This is a genomic window from Janibacter sp. LM, assembly GCF_039631275.1.
In the GTDB taxonomy this organism is placed as follows: domain Bacteria; phylum Actinomycetota; class Actinomycetes; order Actinomycetales; family Dermatophilaceae; genus Janibacter; species Janibacter terrae.
The window spans coordinates 142,109-163,229 of record NZ_JBDIVG010000011.1 but is presented as its reverse complement, the minus strand read 5'-3'; the positions used below and the strand labels follow the sequence as shown (position 1 = coordinate 163,229).

The following is a 21,121-nucleotide window of genomic DNA, read 5'->3' as shown; positions in this document are numbered from 1 at the left end:
GCATGCTTGTCCCGCCATGTCCGATCTCGTCATCACCTCCCCGGCCAACCAGCGGCTCAAGGACCTCGTCACGCTCCGGCGCCGTCGTGCCCGTGAGAGCACCGGCACGACCCTCGTCGAGGGCCTCGAGGAGACCACCCTCGCGCTGGACGCCGGGGTCGCGCCGATCGCGCTCTTCCACTGCCCCGAGCTCATGCTCGACCCCTCCGTCGGCGCCGCGCTCGTCGAGGGCGCCCGCGCCGCCGGCGCCGAGGTCGTGGAGCTGGGGCGCGCCGCCTTCGAGAAGGTCGCCTACCGGGAGGGGCCCGACGGCATCCTCGCCAAGGTGCCCGCACCAGGCCTCCGGCTCGACGAGGTCGACCTGCCCGACGGCGCGCTCGTCCTGCTGTGCGAGGGCGTCGAGAAGCCAGGCAACCTGGGCGCGATGCTGCGCACCGCCGACGCGGCCGGCGTCTCCCTCGTCATCTCCGCGGACCCGGTGACGGACTGGGGCAACCCCAACGTCATCCGGTCGAGCAAGGGCACCGTCTTCTCCGTGCCGGTCGCCGCCGCGAGCACGCACGACGCCCTCGCGTGGCTCGCCGAGCGCGACATCGGGGTCGTCGCCACGACGCCCGACACCGACGTCGAGCACACCGACGTCGACCTCACCGGTCCCGTGGCGCTGGCGGTGGGTTCGGAGAAGTACGGTCTCACCGACACCGCCCTCGCCGGTGCCCGCCACCGCGTCCGCATCCCCATGGTCGGACGCGCCAACTCGCTCAACGTCGCCACCTCTGCTGCCGTCGTCGTCTACGAGGCGGTCCGCCAGCGACGGGTCTGACCACCCCGATTACTGGCCCGGGTGCGGCCTGTGTCACGATGCCTGCATGCGCGTCGACCATGTCTCCTTTGCAGCAGACAAGTCCGGTGTCAAGGCCACGGCCCAGCGTCTGGGCGAGGCACTGGGCGTGACCCCCGTCGACGGGGGTATCCACCCGCGCTTCGGCACGCGCAACATGATCCTGCCGCTCGCCCACGAGCGCTACGTCGAGGTCGTCGGGGTCCTCGACCACCCGAGCTCCGACAAGGCCCCCTTCGGCCAGGTCGTCCGTGCCCGCTCCGAGGCCGGTGGTGGCTGGATGGGCTGGGTCATCCGGGTCGACGACGACCTCGAGGCCGTCGAGGCGCGCCTCGACCGCCCGGCCGTCGACGGCAACCGTCGCCTCGCCGACGGCCGCGAGTTCACCTGGAAGCAGATCGGCATCAAGGGCACCCTCGCCGACCCGCAGCTGCCCTTCTTCGTCAAGTGGAACGACGACTCCCCTCACCCCTCGGCCGAGGCCGAGACCGAGGTGACCATCTCCGCGCTGATGATCGCCGGCGACCCGGCGCGCGTCACCGACTGGCTCGGTGGCCTGCCGCCCGAGGAGACCTCCTCCGTCATCGACTTCGAGTTCGTCGCGCCGCACGGCACGCCGGGCCTGATGTCGGTCACCTTCAACACCCCCGGCGGTCCGGTCACCCTCTGACCACCGTGGCCTCCCGGCTCGACCACGTCGGCGAGTTCTTCGCCCTCGACGACGACTGGGTCCGGCCGGGCGGGTCGATCAGCCGGGCGGACGGCCTCTTCACGCTCGCCACGGTGCTCATCTCCCTCGGTGTCCTGGAGCTCATGCGCGGGCTCGGGGCGCTCACCGAGGTCGACGCACCCCCGTGGCAGCAGTGGCTGCTCACCGCGCTGCCCTGCTTCTTCCTCCTGACCCGCCGCCGGCTGCCGCTCCTCACCGTCGTCGCCGCGTCGCTGGCGTACTGGGCGATCTCGACGCTCGAGCCGCTCATGGCGAGCCTGCTGTCGACCCAGGTCGTCTACTTCCTCTGCGTCCTCGCGGGCGTCTCGTGGGCGCGCAGCCGCCGGACGATGGCGGTGGTCTACGGTGTGGTCCTCGCGCTGATGTTCCTCTGGCTCGTGTGGAGCATCGCCGTCGGCAACGTCCTCGCGGACATGGTCCGCTCGCCCGACCCGGACGCCGTGGTCCCTGCGACCGTCGCGGGCCCGCTCGTGCTCGGGATCATCAACATCCTGTACTTCGGCGGTGCGGTCCTCGGCGGGCAGATCGCCTGGCGCGCGGCCCGGCAGCGGGCGGGCCTGCAGTCGCAGACCGCGACCATCCGGGAGCAGGCCGCGGCGCTGCGGGAGAGCGCCGTCGTCGAGGAGCGTCTGCGCATCGCCCGCGAGCTCCACGACGTCGTCGCGCACCACGTCTCGGGTATCGGCGTGCAGGCGGCCGCTGCACGACGCGTCATGGACAAGGACCCGGACGGGGCGAAGGGCGCCCTCGGCCGCATCGAGACCGCCTCCCGTGACGCGGTGCGCCAGATGCGTGGCCTGCTCGGGACTCTGCGCATGGGTGAGTCGTCCGCCGCAGCGGACGAGCACGCGCCCGAGCCGACGCTCGCGGACATCGCCGCGCTTGCCGCCGACCGCACCGGTGTGGGCCTGACCGTCGTGCACGAGCTCGTCGAGGCCACCGGGGGCGACCTCGACGCCGTGCCGCAGGCGGTCGGCCACTCGCTCTACCGCACGGCCCAGGAGGCGCTGACCAATGTCACCAAGCACTCCACGGCCCGGCGCGCCCGCGTCACCGTCCGCGTCGACGGGCGCCACGCCGAGGTCGAGGTGACCGACGGCGGCCGTCCGCGCCCCGGCTCCTCCGGCAGCGGGATGGGCCAGCTCGGGATCCGTGAGCGGGTCGCCTCGCACCGCGGCGTCGTCGAGATCGGCCCGCGACCGCTCGGCGGCTATCGCGTCCGGGCGCGGATCCCCCTTCGCCCCGAGGAGGAGGCGTGAGCGCGCCGCTGCGGGTTCTGCTCGTCGACGACCAGCCGCTCATCCGCTCGGGGTTCGCGATGATGCTTTCCGTCGAGGACGACCTCGAGGTCGTCGGGGAGGCGGCCAACGGCCGCGAAGCCGTGGTCATGGCGACCCGGCACCGCCCCGACGTCATCGTCATGGACGTGCAGATGCCCGTCCTCGACGGGATCGGCGCGACCCGCGAGATCGTCGCGGGGGACCTGGGCAAGGTCATCATCCTGACGACCTTCGACCGCGACGACTACCTCTTCGAGGCGCTGCGAGCGGGGGCGAGCGGGTTCCTGCTCAAGAACGCCGAGGCCGAGCAGCTCGTCGACGCCCTGCGCGCCGTCGGCCACGGCCACGCGCTCCTCGCGCCGGAGGTCACCCAACGCGTCATCGAGCAGATGGCGAGCGTCCCCGACGCGCCGGACGAAGGGGGCCGCCACGCGCACCTGGTCGCCCTGCTCACCGACCGTGAGATCGACGTGCTGCGGCTCATGGGCGCCGGTCGGTCCAACGGCGAGATCGCCGCGGAGCTGGTCATCGGGGCGGCGACGGTCAAGACGCACGTGTCGAGCATCTTCGCCAAGCTGCAGGTCCGCGACCGGGTCGGCGCGGTGATCGTCGCCCACGAGTCGGGGCTCGTGGGCTGACGCCTCCCCCCTGAGGGGGAGGCGCCGGCACCGAGGACCAGCCAGAGGGCGGATCCGCTCCGGGCCCCGCGCCCGTAGCGTCGAGGGCATGACGACACCCCCGCAGAGCATCACCGTGGAGGGCCTCACCCGACGCTTCGGGGACCTCACGGCCGTCGACCACGTGGACTTCACCGTCGAGCGCGGCCTGATGACCGGCTTCGTCGGCGGCAACGGCGCCGGCAAGACGACGACGATGCGCATGATCATGGGGGTGCTGACGATCAGCGAGGGGCGCGTCCTGTGGGGTGACCGGCCGATCACGACCGCCGACCAGCGCGCCATCGGCTACATGCCCGAGGAGCGGGGCCTCTACCCCAAGCAGAGGATCGCCGACCAGCTGGTCTACCTCGGTCAGCTCAAGGGCCTGTCGCCCAAGGCTGCTCGCACCTCCGTCATGGAGCTGCTCGAGCGACTGGGCCTCGGCGAGCGCACCACCGACACCGTCGAGTCGCTCTCGCTCGGCAACCAGCAGCGCGTCCAGATCGCCGCCGCGCTGATGATCGAGCCGGCCGCGCTCATCCTCGACGAGCCCTTCTCGGGGCTCGACCCGGACGCGGTCGACGCGATGGCCGACCTGCTGCGCGAGCACACCTCGCGCGGGGTGCCGGTCCTCTTCTCGAGCCACCAGCTCGACCTCGTCGACCGCCTGTGCGACCGGCTCGTCATCCTCGCCGAGGGCAGGGTCCGCGCCACCGGCACGCCGACCGAGCTGCGCGGCGGGTCCCCGGTCCGCCACCGCCTCGTCGCCGTTCGCGACGCCGGCTGGGTCCGCGAGGTCCCGGGCGTGGCCGCGGTCGACGTCGACGGCCCGACCGCCGTGATCGACCTCGCGCCCGGCTCCACCACCGAGCGCGACCGGGTCCTCACCGAGCTGCTCGCCCAGGGCCTGCGCCACGGCGGCGTGAGGGAGCTGACCCCGATCATCCCCGCGCTGTCCGAGGTCTACCGGGAGGTGACGGCATGAGCACCCGCAACGCCTGGGCCACCGTCGCGCAGCGCGAGCTGTCCGTGCGCCTGCGCGACAAGACCTTCATCGGGTCCACGCTCCTGTCGCTCGTCATCCTCGTCGCCCTCTTCGGGTTCCAGATCTGGGACGCCGAGCGCGAGAGCACCTACGACGTCGCGGTCACCCAGGACACGCGGTCCACGGGCCAGACCGTCGAGCGGATGGCGCCCGGGATCGACGACAAGGTGAGCCTGCGACTCGTCGAGGTCGCCGACAACGCGGCCGCCGAGGCGGCGGTCGAGGACGAGTCGGTCGACGCCTGGCTCGCGTCGACCGACGACGGCTACCGCCTCGTCGGCAGGACCGAGGTCCCCGCGGGGCTGGCCGATGTCACGACCCGGGCCGTCGCCCAGAGCGTGCTCGCCACCAACGCCGAGGCGGCGGGTACCGACGTGGCGGCCCTGCAGCGGGGCACGGCGGTCAGCACCGCCATCCTCGACGGCGATGCCGAGGAGCAGGGCATCGCCCGGGCCGTCGGCTTCGCCATGGCGATCCTCTTCTACATGTCTGCCGCGATCTTCGGGATGTACCTCGCGATGAGCGTCACGGAGGAGAAGCAGTCGCGGATCGTCGAGATCATCGCGACGTCGATCCCCCTGCGCCACCTGCTCTTCGGCAAGCTCGTCGCCGCCGTCGCGCTCGCCGTGGGCCAGCTGCTGCTCTACGCGGCCGTCGCGGTCGTCGGGCTGAGCCTGACCGACTGGGGCGACATGCTGCCCGCGCTCAGCGCAGGCATCGCGTGGTTCGTCGCCTTCTTCCTCGCCGGCTTCACGATGATCGCCGCGATGTACGCGGTCTCCGGGGCACTCGCCTCGAGGCAGGAGGACATCCAGTCCACCGCGATGCCGGTGACGATGCTGCTCATGGCGATGTTCTTCGGCGCGCTCTTCGTCTCGGGGACGGTGGCCGACGTGCTCGCCTGGGTGCCCCCCTTCTCGGCGATCCTGCAGCCGGTGCGTCTCGTCTCCGGCGAGGGCCAGTGGTGGGAGGCGCTCATCAGCCTCGTCGTCCTCGTCGCCGTCACCGTCGGCGTCGTCCTCGTCGCCGAGCGGATCTACTGGCGGGCGCTCATGCAGACCCGCGGCAAGCTCTCCTACAAGGAGGCGTGGCGGGCCGAGGTGTGACACCTCCGCCGGTCACGCGTCGGCCCGGGTACCCGCAGGGGGCGTACCCGGGCCGACGTGCGTCTCGGGTCAGTCGGCGGCCCGTCGCAGGCGAAGGGAGCTGAGCACCACCGCGACCGACGTCACCGCGGTCAGCGCGCCGGCGGCGATCGGCGGGACCAGGCCGCTGAGCGCGAGCAGGATGGCGACGACGTTGTACCCGATCGCGAAGAGCACGTTGTGCCGGCTCACCGTGTGGGTGCGCCGCGTGAGTGCGACCGCCCGCGGCACGGACTCGAGGTCACCGTGGACGAGGACGATGTCGGCCGAGTCCGCAGCCACCGGGGCGCCGGTGCCGAGGGCGAGGCCGAGGTCGGCCCGCTCGATGGCGGTGCCGTCGTGGCTGCCGTCACCGACGACGGCGACGACCCGGCCGGCCTCCTGGAGCCGGGCGATCTCGTCGTGCTTGTCCTGCGGGCGCACGTCGGCGATGACGTGCTCGGGCTCGATGCCGACCTTTGCCGCGATCTCGGTGGCGTTGTGCGCGTTGTCGCCGCTCACGAGCCAGATCTCCAGGCCGTCGGCCCGCAGGGCGCGCAGGGCGTCCCCGGACGAGTCGCGCACGGGGTCGGCGACGGTGAGGGCGCCGCGGGCGGTGCCGCCCCAGCCGACGAAGACCGTCGTCCCGGGACGCTCGAGCGTCGCGAGCTCGGCCGGCACCTCGTCGAAGAGGTCGGCCCGGCCGACCGTGACGCGGGTGTCCTTGATCGACGCGACGGCACCGGAGCCGGGCAGCGCCTCGAAGTCGCGGACCACGGGGATCTTGATGCCCTGGTCCTGCGCCCGGCGCACGATCGCCCGCGCGATGGGGTGGTCGCTGCCGGACTCGACTGCCGCGGCCGCGGTGAGGACGGCGGCGGGATGCAGGCCGGGGGCGGCGGCGAGGTCGGTCACCTGGGCGTCGCCGGTGGTGATCGTGCCGGTCTTGTCGAGGACGAGGGTGTCGATGCGACCGACCTCGTCGAGGACGTGCGGGCCGGCGACGAGGATGCCGCGCTGGGCGCCGCGGGTCGTGCCGACGAGCACGGCCGCCGGGGTCGCCAGGGCGAGCGCGAGGGGGCAGGCGATGACGAGGACGGCGACGGCGACGCCGAGCGCGGTCGCCGTCGAGCCGCTGCCGACCCACCAGCCGAAGAAGGCCAGCACGGCGAGGCCGAGGACGGCGGGCACGAGCACCGAGGCGACCCGGTCGGCGAGCCGCTGGGCATCGGAGGACCCGGTCTGCGCCCGCTCGACGTGGCGCACGATCTCGGCGTGGGTGGTGTCGGCGCCGAGCGCCGTGACCTCGACGACGAGGCGGCCGGAGGTGTTGACCGTGCCGGCGTCGAGGTGGTCCCCGCTGCGGACGTCGAGCGGGATCGTGCTGCCGGTGAGCAAGGAGGTGTCGATCGAGCTCGTGCCGTCGACGACGACGCCGTCGGTGGCGACCCGCTCGCCGGGCCGGACGATGAAGTGGTCACCGACCCGCAGGTCGCCGAGCGGCAGGAGGACCTCGGTCGTCGCCCGGGTGCGGGAGTCGATGCGCTGCACGGCGACCCCGTCGGCGCCCAGCCCGGTGAGCTCGTCGAGGTCCGCCCGGGCCGCGTCCATGGCCCGGGCCTCGACCCAGCGGCCGACGAGGAGGCAGGCGGTGACGACGGCGGCCGCGGCGAAGAAGTACGTGCCCTCTGCTCCGGCGCCCGTGAGCAGGGTGACCGTCGACCACAGCCAGGCGAGGACGACACCCAGGCTCGCGAGGGTGTCGGTGGTGGTGCTGCGGCGGCGGGCGGCGAGGACCGCGGCTCGGTGCAGCGGCCAGGCGGCCCAGCCGATGACCGGGGTGGCGAGCAGCCACTGGACCCACGGGATGGCCGGCCCGTCCCACGGCCCGAGTGCGAGGACGACGACGGCGAGCGAGAGCACGACGGCCACGGCGGTGCGCCGTTGCAGGTCGGTGCCCTCGAGCGCGGTGTGCGTCGGGGGAGCGAGTCGGGGGCCGGGCGCGATGCTGCCCTCGTCCCCGGTGGCCGGTTGGACGTCGGCCTCGGGGCGGGGGGTGGTCGTGGTGCTCATGCCTCATTGTCCCGTCCGGCGGGTGGCTCCCGAGGGAGGCCGGGGTGGCGCGTCGCCGGTGCCGTTTGTCCGGGTCGAGGTATTCGCGACCGCCTATCCGGTCGCTGGCCCATCGACCCCTTGTGCCTTGACCGGGAGGCCGACGACGACCGGCCGACTCAGGAGCGGACGAGCCGCGCGATCGCCGCGCTGGCCTCGGCGACCTTGGCGGCCGCGGCCTCGTCGGACTCGCGGGCGGCATCGACGACGCAGTGGCCGACGTGGTCCTCCAGCAGCCCGAGGCTCACGGCCTGCAGGGCCTTGGTCGCGGCGGCCACCTGGGTCAGGATGTCGATGCAGTAGGTGTCCTCCTCGACCATCCGCGAGATGCCGCGGATCTGGCCCTCGACGCGGCGCAACCGCTTGAGGTAGTCGTCCTTGCTGCCGCTGTAGCCGGCCATGTGGTCCTCCTGATGGGTCTCCAGAGGTCAACACCATACCCCGGCAGGGTATTTCAGGCGGTCGCCGTGACGAGGTGCGCGGTGATGGGGCCACTGACCGGCTCGTCACCCCACCGCTCCCGGAGCAGCCGCGCCATGTCCTCGGTGACCTGCTCGGCGTCGAGCTGCCGTTCGGCGAGGATGTTGGCGACTGGCGTGCCCCGGCAGTGCGCGAGGGCGATGTCGTGGGCGGACGCGGGCCGGTTGCGGTGGGCGACCACGCGGACGTCGATGTCGGTGAGGCCAGCGTCCTCGAGCTCGGTCCGCATGACGCCGACGTCGGTGTAGCCGAAGGGGACCCGCCGCAGGAAGAGGGGTGGGTCGTCCAGGAGGGCCTCGAGGGCGTCCTGCACCCAGAGGGCGGCCTCGTTGTCCTCGAGGCGCCCCCATGCCGCCAGGACGAGGCGGCCGCCGGGCCTGAGGACGCGCCGGGCCTCGGCGTAGGCGCGGGGGCGGTCGAGGAACATCACCCCGAACTGGCACACCAGCGCGTCGAAGGAGTCGTCGTCGAAGGGGAGGTCATGCGCGTCGGCGGGTGCCCACGTCACGGACTCGGAGGCCGGGAGATGGTGGGCCGCGCGGTCCAGCATGGCCGGGCTGAGGTCGGTCGCGGTGATCCGGGCGGAGGGGAGGGCCCGGAGCAGTGCCCGGGTCACGACACCGGTGCCGGCCGCGGTCTCGAGGACCTCGTCGGGAGCGGTGGCGGCGACCGCGTGCGCCACGTCCTCGGCGTAGTCGAGGAACATCAACGGCACCAGGACGGTGTCGTAGACGTACGGCATGGAGCCGGCGAACCCGACGTCGGAGGGCACCCTTCGAGTATGCGCCGGCCCGGCCCCGATGGACAGGGCCCCGGCCGGTCCGTCAGCCGATGAACCGGAAGAGCGGGCTCGAGGGGTCGACCCGTTCCATCGTCAGCGGCGAGGCGTCCATGCGGGCGAGCAGGGGGAGCAGGTCGTCGGCGTGACCGAGCTCGAGGCCGACGAGCGCCGGGCCGGTCTCCCGGTTGCTCCGCTTGACGTACTCGAAGTACGCGATGTCGTCGTCCGGCCCGAGCACCTCGTCGAGGAAGCGTCGCAGCGCGCCCGGCTCCTGGGGGAAGTCGACGAGGAAGTAGTGCTTGCGGCCCTCGTGGATCAGTGCCTTCTCGACGATCTCCGCGTACCGCGAGACGTCGTTGTTGCCGCCGGAGACGACGGCGACGACGGTGGCGCCCGGCTCGATCCGCAGGTCCGGCAGGACGGCCGTCGCCAGGGCGCCCGCCGGCTCGGCGATGATCCCGTCGGACTGGTACATCGCGAGCATCTCCACGCACAACGCCCCCTCGGAGACCGACGTGAGGTGGGTGCCGGTCGCGGCGACGGCCGCGTGGGTGAGGTCGCCGGCGCGCCGGACCGCGGCCCCGTCGACGAAGGGGGAGACCTCCTCCAGCTCGACCGGCCGGCCCGCGGCGAGGGCCGCGGCCATCGAGGCCGCCCCCTCCGGCTCGACCCCGACGAGGCGGGTCGTGGACGAGTTGGCGGCCAGCCAGGTGGCCATGCCGCCGAGGAGCCCGCCGCCGCCGACGGGCACGGTGACGAGGTCGGGGGTCCGACCGAGCTGTTGGACGATCTCGACCGCGACCGACCCCTGCCCGGCCATCGTGTCGAGGGCGTCGAAGGCCGGCACCATGACCGCGCCGCTGCGGGCGGCATCCGCCACGGCTGCGGCGGCCGCGTCGTCGTAGACCTCGCCGGTGACGATGACCTCGACCAGGTCGCCGCCGAGCGTCGCGACGCGGTCACGCTTCTGCCGGGGGGTGTTGCGCGGCAGGTAGATCCGGGCGCGCACGCCGAGCCGGCGACCGGCGAGGGCGACACCCTGGGCGTGGTTGCCCGCGGAGGCGGCGACGACCCCCTTCGCGCGCTGCTCGTCGGAGAGGTGGGCGATGAAGGTGTAGGCCCCGCGCACCTTGTACGACCGGACCGGCTGCAGGTCCTCACGCTTGAGCCAGACCTCGGCGCCCGTGACCGCGGAGAGGCGCTCGCTGCGCTGCAGCGGGGTGGCCGGCAGGACGTCGGCGAGGAGGGCGGCCGCGGAGTCGACGGCTGCGGCGGTCAGGGGCGATGCGGTCACCCCCCCCACGGTAGTCGGCCACCGCCGTGGGCAAGTGTCGACAGATCTGGGGCCCGGGATCTCGACCTCACGCAGTGAGGTCGACCTTGCGTCGAACCTCCGCCGCGAAGCGCGGCACACCGCACCGCTCCAAGGCGGTCAGCAACTTCTGGGGTGTGAGATGGGGGCGTCGGCTGTCCTTGCTCTGCGCGATCAACGACCGGACGGTAGGGGTCGGGTAGAGGTCCAGCTGGTCGAGGAGGAAGTCGTCGGGCGAGACTGCGGCGATCTCGTACGGGGTCAGGGAGCTGGGCGGGAAGTCCTTGAGGTTGAAGGTCACGATGACCTGACTACCGCTCTGGACGGCTGCCGCCAGGACGTGTCTGTCCTTGGGGTCGCAGGTCATGCCGTCGACGAGGGACGAGTAGCCGATGACCGAGGCCTCGGGAAAGGCTCGCGACATCGCCGCAACCCGACGCCGCGCTCCCTCGCCACCCGCCGTTGCTACTCGGGCGAGGTTGCGTTCCAGCTCCGTCAACACGTCCTGCGACCAGTGCGGGGTGTAGATGCCGGTCTCCGCCATGCGGAGGAGGAGGTCGCTCAGGGTTGCGGGATACAGCACGCAGGTGTCGAGGAAGACGGGGAACGTCATGGATCAACGCATCGCTGGCGGCAACCCGTCAGTCGCCTCGTAGAGGCCGGACTCCACGCCTGCGCGAACCATGTCGTCGAGTGCCTCACGACGCTGCGTGCGGATCCGGTCCTTGTACTCGATCAGGTCGCTCAACCGCACGTAGCGGTGACGCCCCGGTTTCTCCATGGGGATCTCACCCCGCTCCAGGACGCGTACCAATGTCGGGCGGGAGATCCCCAGGTAGTCGGCTGCCTCCTGGGTGGTGAGCATCGAGTTCAGCGGGGCGACATTGACGCCCATCCCAGCACTCAGGGCCTCTGCCACCTGTCGGAGGACGTCCACCATCGACTCAGGGATCTCGTGACGAGTCCCATCCGCTGCGACCACCGCCGGACGCTGCTGCGGGGCACGCCCGCCGGAGCGCTCGAGCGCGCTGATGAAGTCGTGGATCTCTGCTTCGTGGGCGTCGTCGGGGAGGTAGGTGCGAGAGTCTGCCGATGCTGCTGTGCGGGCCATGAATCCAGACTATCGGGAAACGAACAAAACGAACAGGGGTTTCGCCCTGCTCGCGCCGCTCAGGCGCGGCCGAGCGCTGCGTCCACGACCCCCTTCGCGTCGGCCTGCACCTGCGCGAGGTGCTCGGGCCCGCGGAAGGACTCGGCGTAGATCTTGTACACGTCCTCGGTGCCGGACGGCCGGGCGGCGAACCACGCCGACTCGGTGACGACCTTGAGCCCGCCGATGGGCGCGCCGTTGCCGGGTGCCTCGGTGAGCTTGGCCGTGATCGGCTCTCCCGCGACGGAGTCCGCGACGACCGCGCCCGGGGTGAGGGCCTTGAGCGCGGCCTTCTGCTCGCGGGTGGCTGGGGCGTCGACGCGCGCGTAGGCGGGCTCGCCGTGGCGCGCGACGAGGTCGGCGTAGTGCTCGCTGGGGGAGCGGCCGGTCGTGGCGAGGATCTCGGAGGCGAGCAGCGCGAGGATGATCCCGTCCTTGTCCGTCGTCCAGACCGAGCCGTCGTGCCGGAGGAAGGACGCGCCGGCGGACTCCTCGCCGCCGAAGCCGACCGACCCGTCGAGCAGGCCGGGGACGAACCACTTGAACCCCACCGGCACCTCCCACAGCTCGGTGCCCAGGTCCGCGGCGACGCGGTCGATCATCGAGCTCGACACGAGCGTCTTGCCGATGCGCCGGCTCGACCACCCCGGCCGTGCGCCGCCGTAGAGGTACTGCAGGGCGACCGCGAGGTAGTGGTTGGGGTTCATCAACCCGGCGTCCGGCGTGACGATCCCGTGCCGGTCGGCGTCGGCGTCGTTGCCGGTCGCGATGTCGTACCGGTCGCGCTGCCCGATGAGGCTGGCCATGGCGGCCGGCGAGCTGCAGTCCATGCGGATCCGGCCGTCCTTGTCGAGCGTCATGAAGCGCCACGTGGGATCGACGAGCGGGTTGACGACGGTCAGGTCGAGGCCGTGCCGCTCGCCGATCTCGCCCCAGTAGTGCACCGCCGCGCCACCCATCGGGTCCGCACCGATGCGCACACCGGCGTCCCTGATCCGTCGGAGGTCGACGACGTCGGGCAGGTCGTCGACGTACGCGGCGAGGTAGTCGTGCTCGGTCGCTACGGCCCGCGCCCGGGCGAAGGGGGTCCGCCGCACCCCGCGCAGCCCGTCCCTCAGGTACGCGTTGGCGGCGTCGGCGATCGCGCTCGTCGCGTCGGTGTCGGCGGGGCCGCCGTGGGGCGGGTTGTACTTGAACCCGCCGTCGCTCGGCGGGTTGTGCGAGGGGGTGACGACGATGCCGTCGGCCAGGCCCTCCCCCTTCGCCGCGAGGTCCTTGCCCCGGTTGGCCGTGAGGATCGCGTGCGAGATCGCGGGCGTCGGCGTGTAGCCGTCCCGGGAGTCGACGAGGACGGTCACGTCGTTCGCCGCGAGGACCTCGAGCGCGGAGACCCACGCGGGCTCGGACAGGGCGTGCGTGTCGCGGCCGAGGAAGAGCGGGCCGTCGATCCCGCTCGCCCGGCGGTGGTCGACGATCGCCTGGGTCGTCGCGAGGATGTGCGCCTCGTTGAAGGAGCCGCTGAGCGAGGTCCCGCGGTGCCCGCTCGTGCCGAAGGCGACCTGCTGGCCGACGTCGTCCGGGTCCGGCGAGATCGCGTAGTAGCTCGTGACGACGTGGCTGACGTCGATCAGGTCCTCGGGGAGGGCGGGCGTACCGGCACGGTCGGCGGCAGGGCTCATGCACCGACGTTATCGCCCCGCCTAGGGTCGGACCATGACCGCAGCCGGCACCCTCACCTGGACCCCCGCCACCGAGCGGACCGACCTGCTCGCCGCGCCCGTGGCGGCCGCGATCGCGGCGCTCCCGTCGGCGCGCGTGGCCGAGATCGACCCGGACCTGGCGGACACCGCCGCCTTCTGCGAGGCCTATGCGTCGCCGCCGCAGTTGTCCGCCAACTGCGTCGTCGTCGCAGGCCGAAGGGGAGGGGAGACGCGGCACGCCGCCGTCCTCGTCCTCGCGACGGACCGGGCGGACATCAACGGCGTCGTGCGCCGGCACGTCGACGCGCGCAAGATCTCCTTCGCGCCGATGGACGAGGCGGTCGAGCTGTCGGGGATGGAGTACGGCGGGATCACGCCCGTCGGGCTCCCGGACGACTGGCCGGTCCTCGTCGACGAGGCCGTCGTCGCGGCCGGCGAGGTCGTCATCGGCTCCGGGGTGCGCGGCTCGAAGCTGCTCGTCGACGCCGCCGAGCTGGCCGCGCTGCAGGGCGCCGAGGTGCTTCAGCTCACGCTTCGACGACCACGGGGATGACCAGGGGATTGCGACGGTGCTTGCGCCCGGCCCACTGGGAGACGGCGCGCCCGATCCGCTTCTCGAGATCGATCGGGTCACCGACACCGTCTGCCGCTGCGGCCGTGAGCGCCTTCTCGATGGCCGGGATGGCCTCGTCGAAGAGGGACTCGTCGGCACCCAGGCCCCGCGTGAGGAACTCCGGCGGCTCGACGAGCTTGCCCGTGTCGATGTCGATCAGCGCAAGCACCGTGACGATGCCTTCCTGGCTCAGCGTGACCCTGTCGCGCAGGCTCTCCTCGGTCACGCCGCCGACGGTGCCGGCCGAGACGTAGACGTACCCGGCACGGACCTTGCCGGTGACGCGCACCTCGCCGTCCTGCAGGTCGACCACGACTCCGTCGTCGACGACGACGACGTGCTCGGGGTCGAGGCCCGTGGCGATCGCCAGGTCGGCGTTGGCGCGCAGGTGGCGCCACTCCCCGTGGACCGGCATGACATTGCGCGGCTTGACGAGGTTGTAGCAGTAGACCAGCTCGCCGGCGCTGGCGTGACCGGAGACGTGCACCTTGGCGTTGCCCTTGTGCACGACGTCGGCGCCCCGCCGGATCAGGCCGTTGATGACGCGCGAGATCGAGGTCTCGTTGCCCGGGATGAGCGAGGACGCCAGCAGCACCGTGTCGTTGTCCCCGATACGGATCTGGTGGTCGCCGCTGGCCATCCGGGAGAGCGCGGCCATGGGCTCACCCTGCGACCCGGTGCACACCAGGGTGACCTTGCGGTCGGGCAACTTCGAGAGCTCCTTGACGTCGACGACGAGCCCGCGTGGGACATCGAGATAGCCGAGCTGTCGTGCGATGTCCATGTTGCGCACCATTGATCGGCCGACGAAGGCGACCTTGCGCTTGTTGCGATGTGCCGAGTCCAGCACCTGCTGGATGCGGTGGACGTGACTGGCGAAGCTGGAGACGATGACCCGTCCCGGGGCGGTGCGGAAGACGGTCTCGATGGCCGGCGCGAGGTCATTCTCGGAGGTGGTGAAGCCGGGCACCTCCGCGTTGGTGGAGTCGGTGAGGAAGAGGTCGACGCCCTCCGCCCCCAGCCGGGCGAAGGCGGGGAGGTCGGTCAGCCGCTTGTCGAGCGGGAACTGATCCATCTTGAAGTCGCCGGTGTGGAGCAGCAAGCCTGCTGCGGTACGCACTGCGACGGCCAGGCCGTCGGGGATGGAGTGGTTGACCGCCACGAACTCGCACCCGAAGGGGCCCAGGTCTCGGTGGTCGCCCTCGACGACCTCGAGGGTCGTGGGCTTGATCCGGTGCTCCTTGAGCTTTGCGGTGATCAGCGCCAAGGTGAGTCGCGAGCCGATCAGGGGGATGTCGTTGCGGTGCCTCAGGAGGTACGGCACGGCGCCGATGTGGTCCTCGTGGCCGTGGGTCAGGACGATGCCCACCACGTCGTCCATGCGATTCTTCAGGAAGGTGAAGTCCGGCAGGATGACATCGACGCCGGGCTGGTGCTCCTCGGGGAACAGGACGCCGCAGTCGATCACCAGCAGCTTGCCCCGGTGCTCCAGGACCGTCATGTTGCGCCCCACCTCGCCGAGGCCACCCAGGGGGATGACCCGCAGGGCGCCCTTGGGGAGTGCAGGTGGTGCGCCCAGCTCGAGGTGCGGGTGGCTCATGTGATCTCCTCGGGGGCGTGCTCAGCGGTGCGTTGGACTGCACACGACACTACGCTCACGGACCGGCAGGGTCGTTCGTCGGTGGCCTGGGCAGAGCGAGCTGCGCCAAGGCGTCGGTGAAGGCCTCTGCACGCGCGGTGGCCGCTCTCAGCTCGGTCACCCGTGTGAGTGCGTCCGCGTGGATCGCATCGACCTGCGCTCGGGCCGACGATGTGTCTGCCGCGTTCGCGGTGGGGTCTGCGAGGACATCAAGGGCGTCCACGAGCTGACGCATCTCCTCGATCGAGAACCCGAGCGGCTTCATCGGCTTGATCAGCAGGAGGCGCTCGACGTCAGCCTGGCCGTAGAGGCGGAATCCACCTTCGGTGCGCGCGCTGGGAGTGAGCAGCCCCATCTCTTCGTAGTAGCGCAGGGTGCGGTGCGACAGGCCGGTGCGGGAGGCCACCTGGCCGATGTGGACGTGGGGGTCGTCGTTCACGTCCACATCCCGTCAGCGACAGCAGACATGGGCGGAAGGCTACCGTCTGGCAGCCGCCCCACCGTGGCAGGTCGACACGGACTCGCGACCGGGATCTGGCTACCCTAACGTCACGGTAGGGTTGCCGTGCTCTCCGTGCCTCGTCCTGAAGGATCCCCGTGCCCGACCCTGCCGTCAGTACCGCGCCCGCCGGCTCCGGCCTACCGGCAGTGCCCGAGGCCGGTGAACGCGAGACCTCCACCCGCGCTGCCTTTCGCGACCCTCGCCGGTTGAGGACCGAGGTCCTTGCCGGTCTGGTCGTGGCGCTCGCCCTGATCCCCGAGGCGATCTCGTTCTCGGTCATCGCGGGCGTCGACCCGCGAGTGGGGCTGTTCTCCAGCTTCGTCATGGCCGTGACGATCGCCTTCGTCGGTGGCCGGCCCGCGATGATCTCGGCGGCCACGGGCGCGGTCGCACTCGTCATCGCCCCCGTCGCCCGGGATCACGGCATGGACTACTTCCTCGCGACCGTGATCCTCGCGGGCGTGCTGCAGATCGTCCTGTCCCTGCTCGGCGTGGCGAAGCTCATGCGCTTCATCCCGCGGATGGTGATGATCGGCTTCGTCAACGCCCTGGCCATCCTGATCTTCATGGCGCAGCTGCCCTACCTGGTCGGTGTGCCGTGGCTGGTCTACCCCATGGTCGCGGCCGGCATCCTGATCATGATCGGCCTGCCCCGACTGACGACCCTGGTGCCGGCGCCCCTCGTGGCGATCGTCGCCGTCACCGCCGTCGTCTGGGCCGGCGGATGGACCCTGCCGGACGTGTCCGACCAGGGCGAGCTGCCGGAGTCGCTGCCCCAGCTGCTCTTGCCCGACGTCCCGGTCACCCTCGAGACGCTCCAGGTCATCGGCCCCTTCGCACTGGCCATGGCCCTCGTCGGCATCCTCGAGTCGCTCATGACCGCCAAGCTCGTCGACGACATCACCGACACCCACTCGGACAAGACCCGGGAGACCTGGGGCCAGGGCGTGGCCAACATGGCCTCCGGCCTCTTCGGCGGCATGGGCGGCTGCGCGATGATCGGCCAGACGATGATCAACGTCAAGGTCTCGGGAGCCCGGACCCGGATCTCGACATTCCTCGCCGGGGCCTTCCTGCTGGCGCTCGTCGTCGGTGCGGGACCGCTCGTGGGCATGATCCCGATGGCCGCGCTCGTCGCCGTGATGGTCATGGTGTCGGTGGCGACCTTCGACTGGCACAGCGTCCACCCCGCCACGCTCCGGCGCATGCCCAAGAGCGAGAACCTCGTCATGGCGACAACCGTGGCCGTCACGGTCGTCACGCACAACCTGGCCTACGGGGTGATCCTCGGTGTCGTCGCGGCGATGATCTTCTTCACCCGGCGGGTGGCCCACTTCGCGTACGTCGAGCGGATCGCGGAGACCGATGTCGACGGGGACGGCGCGGTCGACGTGAGGGTCTACAAGGTCAACGGTGAGCTGTTCTTCGCCACGAGCAACGACCTCGTCTACCAGTTCGACTACGCCGGGGACCCTGCTCGAGTCGTCATCGACCTGTCCGACAGCCACATCTGGGACGTCTCGACCGTGGCCGCGCTCGACGGCATCCGCACCAAGTACGAGCGGCTGGGCAAGAGCGTGGAGATCGTCGGGCTCAACCAGGCGTCGGCGGACCGACACGATCGGCTCAGCGGGCGCCTGGGCGCCGACCACTGACGAAGGGGGGGGTCCGACCCCCTTCCTCACGGGGAGATGGAGCGGGTCATCTGTGCGGCGAGGGCGTCGACCCGCTCGGTCAGGTCGTCACGGATGAGGCGCATCCGCTCCTCGCCCTCGATGCCGCGCAGCGACGGCTCGACGGTGACCCACCGGTCGACCGGCGCGCGGCCGGGGAGGTCGAGCCGGGCCTCGTCGCCGATGACGACGACGAGGCTGACGGCGTCGAGCAGCGCCGGGTCGATGGGCTTGGGGTGCTCGCCCCCGACGTCGGTACCGACCTCCTCGAGTGCGGCGACCGAGCCCGGGTTGAGTGCGTCTCCCGGTCGGGTGCCCGCGGAGTGCACGTCGACGTCGGCGCCGTGACGCTGGCGCATGAGGGCCGCGGCCATCTGCGACTTCCCGCCGTTCTTGACGCAGACGAAGAGCACCGACGGGCGGCTCATCGCGAGGAGTGCTGCACGGGCACGTCGAGCGAGGACAGGAGCGCGACGACGCGGCCCCGGATCTCGTCACGGATGGGACGGACGGCCTCGACGCCCTGACCGGCCGGGTCCTCCAGCTGCCAGTCCTCGTAGCGCTTGCCGGGGAAAATCGGACAGGCGTCGCCGCACCCCATGGTGATGACGACGTCGGAGGACTGCACCGCGTCGGTGGTCAGCACCTTCGGCCGCTCGGCCGACAGGTCGATGCCCTCCTCGAGCATGGCCCCGTGGACAGCGGGGTTGATCGAGTCGGCAGGCGCCGAACCGGCGGAGCGGACCTCGACGGCCCCGCCGGAGAGCGCGCGCGTGTAGGCGGCTGCCATCTGCGAGCGGCCGGCGTTGTGGACGCAGACGTAGAGAACGGAAGGGTGGTCGGTCATCGATGCCTCCGGGTGGGCGGTGGGTCAGGAGAGGACGGCGCGCAGCAGCGCGGTCACGCGGCCCTGGATGTCGTCGCGGATGTCCCGGACCGCCTCCAGGGGCTGTCCGGCCGGGTCGGCGACGTCCCAGTCCTCGTAGCGCTTGCCGGGGAAGATCGGGCAGGCGTCGCCGCAGCCCATCGTCACGATGACGTCGGCGGCCTGCACGGCGGAGTGGCTGAGCGGCTTGGGGTACGGCGTCGTGAGGGCGATGCCGCGCTCGGCGAGGGCCTCCACGACGACGGGGTTGACCTCGTCGGCGGGCTGCGAGCCGGCAGAGCGGACGTGGACGCGACGGGCCGAGAGGTGCTCGGTGAGAGCCGCAGCCATCTGGGAGCGGCCCGCGTTGTGCACGCAGACGAAGAGCACCTCGGGCACCTGCTTGGCGACCCGCCCCTCGGCCTGGGCGACCGTCATCAGCTGCTCGCGGGCCTGACGGGCCACGAAGATCGGCAGGTACCGCGTGATCGTCGCGCGGGGCTCGAGCAGCTCGCGGGCTTCGCGCACGACCGTGGCGACGGTCTCCGGGGAGAAGACGCCGTCGTACACGTACGTCAGGTCGTCGACGATGTCGGCATACGGGTCGTGGGCGTGGGCGCTCATGACAGTTCCTCGGCGGGGGTGCGGGCCGCGCCCACGGGCGAGGCGTGAGGGAACCTGTGGCGCAGCGCGAGGCTCACGTAGACCAGCCCGACGAGGACGGGGACCTCGATGAGCGGACCGACGACGCCGGCGAGGGCCTGGCCGCTCGTCGCGCCGAAGGTCGCGATCGCCACGGCGATCGCCAGCTCGAAGTTGTTGCCCGAGGCGGTGAAGGCGAGGGTGGTCGTGCGCTCGTACGACATCCCGAGCAGCCGGCCGGTGAGGTAGCCGACGCCCCACATGATCGCGAAGTACGCGAGCAGCGGCAGCGCGATGCGGGCGACGTCACCGGGCTTGGAGGTGATCGCCTCGCCCTGCAGGGCGAAGAGCAGGACGATCGTGAAGAGCAGCCCGTACAGCGCCCACGGGCCGATCCTCGGCAGGAAGGAGGCTTCGTAGCGCTCACGGCCCCACCGGCGCTCGCCACCCCGGCGGGTCAGGTAGCCCGCGAGCAGCGGGATGCCGAGGAAGATCAGCACGGACTTGGCGATCTGCCATGCGGAGACGTCGAGCGCCGCCTGGTCGAGACCGAGCCAGCCGGGCAGGACCGACAGGTAGAACCAGCCGAGCGCGGCGAACGCGACCACCTGGAAGAGCGAGTTGATGGCCACGAGCACCGCGGCTGCGTCGCGGTCACCGCAGGCGAGGTCGTTCCAGATGATGACCATGGCGATGCACCGGGCGAGCCCGACGATGATCAGACCGGTGCGGTACTCGGGCAGGTCGGGCAGCATCAGCCAGGCGAGGGCGAACATCAGGGCAGGCCCGACGAGCCAGTTGAGCACGAGAGAGGAACCGAGCAGGCGCCGGTCGCTCGTGACCGTGTCGAGCCGGTCGTAGCGGACCTTGGCGAGCACCGGGTACATCATGACGAGCAGGCCGATGGCGATCGGGAGCGAGATGCCGTCGACCTCGATCGCACTCAGCGCTCCGCCGAGGCCGGGGACGAGTCGTCCGAGGAGGAGGCCGGCGACCATGGCCAAGCCGATCCACAGGGGGAGCCAGCGGTCCAGGGTCGACAGACGAGCGGGCGACTGGGGTCGGGCGGTGGTGGTGGTCATCAGCGGTCTGCCTTCCGGGCACGGACGAATGCGCTGGCGAAGGAGCCGTCGAGCGCGTCGAGCACACCTGGGAGGGTCCAGCCCGGCGGCAGCCGGTCGCCGACCAGGTCGGACATGTCCTCCAGGTCGGAGCGGTCGAACCGTCGGGTCACCTCGACGCCCGCGTCGGCGAAGCCGGCGGCGGTGAGCTTGGCGACGTAGTCCGTGTCGAGCAGCGAGCCGGAGATGCACCCGGTCCACAGGCCGACGACGCCCCGCAGCGCGTCGGGGATCTCGCGGAGGAGCACGACGTCGGAGACGGCGAAGCGGCCGCCGGGACGCAGCACGCGGTGCGCCTCGCGGATCACGGCGTCCTTGTCGGGCGAGAGGTTGATGACGCAGTTGGAGATGACGACGTCGACGGAGGCGTCCGCCAACGGGATCTGCTCGATCATCCCTTTCAGGAAGCGCGCGTTGTCGATGCCGGCCTCGGCCTGGTGGCGACGAGCGAGCTCGAGCATCTCTTCGGTCATGTCGAGACCGACGGCGGTGCCGCCGGGGGCGACCCGTCGCGCGGACAGCAGGACGTCGAGGCCGCCGCCCGAGCCGAGGTCGAGCACGTCCTCACCGGGCGAGAGGTCGGCCAGTGCGGTCGGGTTGCCGCACCCGAGGGAGGCGGCCAGTGCGGTGTCCGAAGGGGAGTCCGTCCCCTCGTAGAGCCCGACCGTGATCGGGTCGGTCGCCGTGCTGCCGCAGCAGGTCGAGGTCGTCGTCGGGTCGAGGGCGGCGCGGGCGGCGGAGGCGTAGCGCTCGCGGACCACGTCGTGGATGTCCTGCCGGGTCACGGTGAGCTCCTGCTTTGATGGTTGGCCAATCAGCGGTCCCAGCGTGATCGCTGTTTTGACATATGTC

Annotated in this window: 22 protein-coding genes; 8 read left to right on the top strand and 14 right to left on the bottom strand. The window is 71.7% G+C overall.

Features of this window, described 5'->3' with window-relative positions:
• Positions 1-16 precede the first annotated feature (16 nt).
• From ABC138_RS07830 to ABC138_RS07805, 6 genes are all read left to right on the top strand, one after another.
• A complete protein-coding gene (locus ABC138_RS07830; protein ID WP_068328695.1) occupies positions 17-823 on the top strand; it encodes an RNA methyltransferase in 807 nt (268 codons plus the stop codon).
• Between the two features lie 46 nt (positions 824-869).
• Positions 870-1,511, top strand: coding sequence for a VOC family protein (locus ABC138_RS07825; RefSeq protein ID WP_068328697.1), 642 nt, complete (start codon positions 870-872; stop codon positions 1,509-1,511).
• 5 nt (positions 1,512-1,516) lie between these two features.
• Complete coding sequence (locus ABC138_RS07820) at positions 1,517-2,830, top strand: sensor histidine kinase (RefSeq protein ID WP_338537445.1); 1,314 nt, start codon at positions 1,517-1,519, stop codon at positions 2,828-2,830.
• Positions 2,827-3,489 carry a response regulator transcription factor gene (locus ABC138_RS07815; protein WP_345913198.1) on the top strand — a complete coding sequence of 221 codons (663 nt, stop codon included), beginning with the start codon at positions 2,827-2,829 and terminating at the stop codon, positions 3,487-3,489. Before ABC138_RS07820 ends, ABC138_RS07815 begins: the two co-directional genes overlap by 4 nt.
• Before the next feature lie 88 nt (positions 3,490-3,577).
• Positions 3,578-4,495, top strand: coding sequence for an ATP-binding cassette domain-containing protein (locus ABC138_RS07810; protein WP_345913197.1), 918 nt, complete (start codon positions 3,578-3,580; stop codon positions 4,493-4,495).
• Complete coding sequence (locus ABC138_RS07805) at positions 4,492-5,661, top strand: ABC transporter permease (protein ID WP_345913196.1); 1,170 nt, start codon at positions 4,492-4,494, stop codon at positions 5,659-5,661. The genes ABC138_RS07810 and ABC138_RS07805 overlap by 4 nt, the downstream gene beginning before the upstream one ends.
• 69 nt (positions 5,662-5,730) lie before the next feature.
• Here the strand turns inward: ABC138_RS07805 and ABC138_RS07800 are convergent, their stop codons facing one another.
• The 7 genes from ABC138_RS07800 to pgm form a co-directional block, all read right to left on the bottom strand.
• The gene (locus ABC138_RS07800; RefSeq protein ID WP_345913195.1) at positions 5,731-7,752 is read right to left on the bottom strand and encodes a heavy metal translocating P-type ATPase; all 2,022 of its coding nucleotides are present in this window, start codon (positions 7,750-7,752) and stop codon (positions 5,731-5,733) included.
• Between the two features lie 158 nt (positions 7,753-7,910).
• Positions 7,911-8,192, bottom strand: a complete 282-nt coding sequence (locus tag ABC138_RS07795) for a metal-sensitive transcriptional regulator (RefSeq protein WP_068328699.1) — start codon at positions 8,190-8,192, stop codon at positions 7,911-7,913.
• A gap of 53 nt (positions 8,193-8,245) precedes the next feature.
• Positions 8,246-9,043, bottom strand: a complete 798-nt coding sequence (locus tag ABC138_RS07790) for a class I SAM-dependent methyltransferase (protein ID WP_345913194.1) — start codon at positions 9,041-9,043, stop codon at positions 8,246-8,248.
• 52 nt (positions 9,044-9,095) lie between these two features.
• Entirely contained in the window at positions 9,096-10,346 is a 1,251-nt protein-coding gene (gene ilvA, locus ABC138_RS07785) for a threonine ammonia-lyase IlvA (protein WP_345913193.1), read from the bottom strand.
• Positions 10,347-10,413: 67 nt separating this feature from the next.
• The gene (locus ABC138_RS07780; RefSeq protein WP_345913192.1) at positions 10,414-10,977 is read right to left on the bottom strand and encodes a PIN domain-containing protein; all 564 of its coding nucleotides are present in this window, start codon (positions 10,975-10,977) and stop codon (positions 10,414-10,416) included.
• A 3-nt stretch (positions 10,978-10,980) separates the two neighbouring features.
• On the bottom strand, positions 10,981-11,475 hold the full coding sequence (locus ABC138_RS07775; RefSeq protein WP_345913191.1) for a helix-turn-helix domain-containing protein: 495 nt from the start codon (positions 11,473-11,475) through the stop codon (positions 10,981-10,983).
• A 59-nt stretch (positions 11,476-11,534) separates the two neighbouring features.
• A complete protein-coding gene (gene pgm / locus ABC138_RS07770) occupies positions 11,535-13,193 on the bottom strand; it encodes a phosphoglucomutase (alpha-D-glucose-1,6-bisphosphate-dependent) (RefSeq protein ID WP_345913190.1) in 1,659 nt (552 codons plus the stop codon).
• A 34-nt stretch (positions 13,194-13,227) separates the two neighbouring features.
• On the opposite strand from pgm, the gene ABC138_RS07765 reads away from it, so the two are divergent.
• Positions 13,228-13,767: a YbaK/EbsC family protein gene (locus tag ABC138_RS07765; RefSeq protein ID WP_345913188.1), complete on the top strand. Its 540-nt coding sequence runs from the start codon at positions 13,228-13,230 to the stop codon at positions 13,765-13,767.
• On the opposite strand, the gene ABC138_RS07760 is transcribed toward ABC138_RS07765, so the two are convergent.
• Complete coding sequence (locus ABC138_RS07760; protein ID WP_345913187.1) at positions 13,742-15,427, bottom strand: ribonuclease J; 1,686 nt, start codon at positions 15,425-15,427, stop codon at positions 13,742-13,744. The two genes, ABC138_RS07765 and ABC138_RS07760, sit on opposite strands and share 26 nt — an antisense overlap.
• Before the next feature lie 55 nt (positions 15,428-15,482).
• Positions 15,483-15,905, bottom strand: a complete 423-nt coding sequence (locus tag ABC138_RS07755; protein WP_068328758.1) for a MerR family transcriptional regulator — start codon at positions 15,903-15,905, stop codon at positions 15,483-15,485.
• Between the two features lie 209 nt (positions 15,906-16,114).
• On the opposite strand from ABC138_RS07755, the gene ABC138_RS07750 reads away from it, so the two are divergent.
• Entirely contained in the window at positions 16,115-17,623 is a 1,509-nt protein-coding gene (locus ABC138_RS07750) for a SulP family inorganic anion transporter (protein WP_211596815.1), read from the top strand.
• A gap of 26 nt (positions 17,624-17,649) precedes the next feature.
• Here ABC138_RS07750 and ABC138_RS07745 read toward each other — a convergent pair whose 3' ends face one another.
• The 5 genes from ABC138_RS07745 to arsM are packed head-to-tail and all read right to left on the bottom strand — an operon-like array spanning position 17,650 to position 21,054.
• Positions 17,650-18,069, bottom strand: a complete 420-nt coding sequence (locus ABC138_RS07745) for a low molecular weight phosphatase family protein (protein WP_345913186.1) — start codon at positions 18,067-18,069, stop codon at positions 17,650-17,652.
• Entirely contained in the window at positions 18,066-18,488 is a 423-nt protein-coding gene (locus tag ABC138_RS07740; RefSeq protein ID WP_338537464.1) for an arsenate reductase ArsC, read from the bottom strand. Before ABC138_RS07740 ends, ABC138_RS07745 begins: the two co-directional genes overlap by 4 nt.
• Positions 18,489-18,512: 24 nt before the next feature.
• Positions 18,513-19,130: an arsenate reductase ArsC gene (locus ABC138_RS07735; protein WP_345913185.1), complete on the bottom strand. Its 618-nt coding sequence runs from the start codon at positions 19,128-19,130 to the stop codon at positions 18,513-18,515.
• Positions 19,127-20,230 carry an ACR3 family arsenite efflux transporter gene (arsB, locus tag ABC138_RS07730; protein ID WP_345913183.1) on the bottom strand — a complete coding sequence of 368 codons (1,104 nt, stop codon included), beginning with the start codon at positions 20,228-20,230 and terminating at the stop codon, positions 19,127-19,129. The genes ABC138_RS07735 and arsB overlap by 4 nt, the downstream gene beginning before the upstream one ends.
• Entirely contained in the window at positions 20,230-21,054 is an 825-nt protein-coding gene (gene arsM / locus ABC138_RS07725; RefSeq protein WP_345913182.1) for an arsenite methyltransferase, read from the bottom strand. The genes arsB and arsM overlap by 1 nt, the downstream gene beginning before the upstream one ends.
• Between the last annotated feature and the right edge of the window lie 67 nt (positions 21,055-21,121).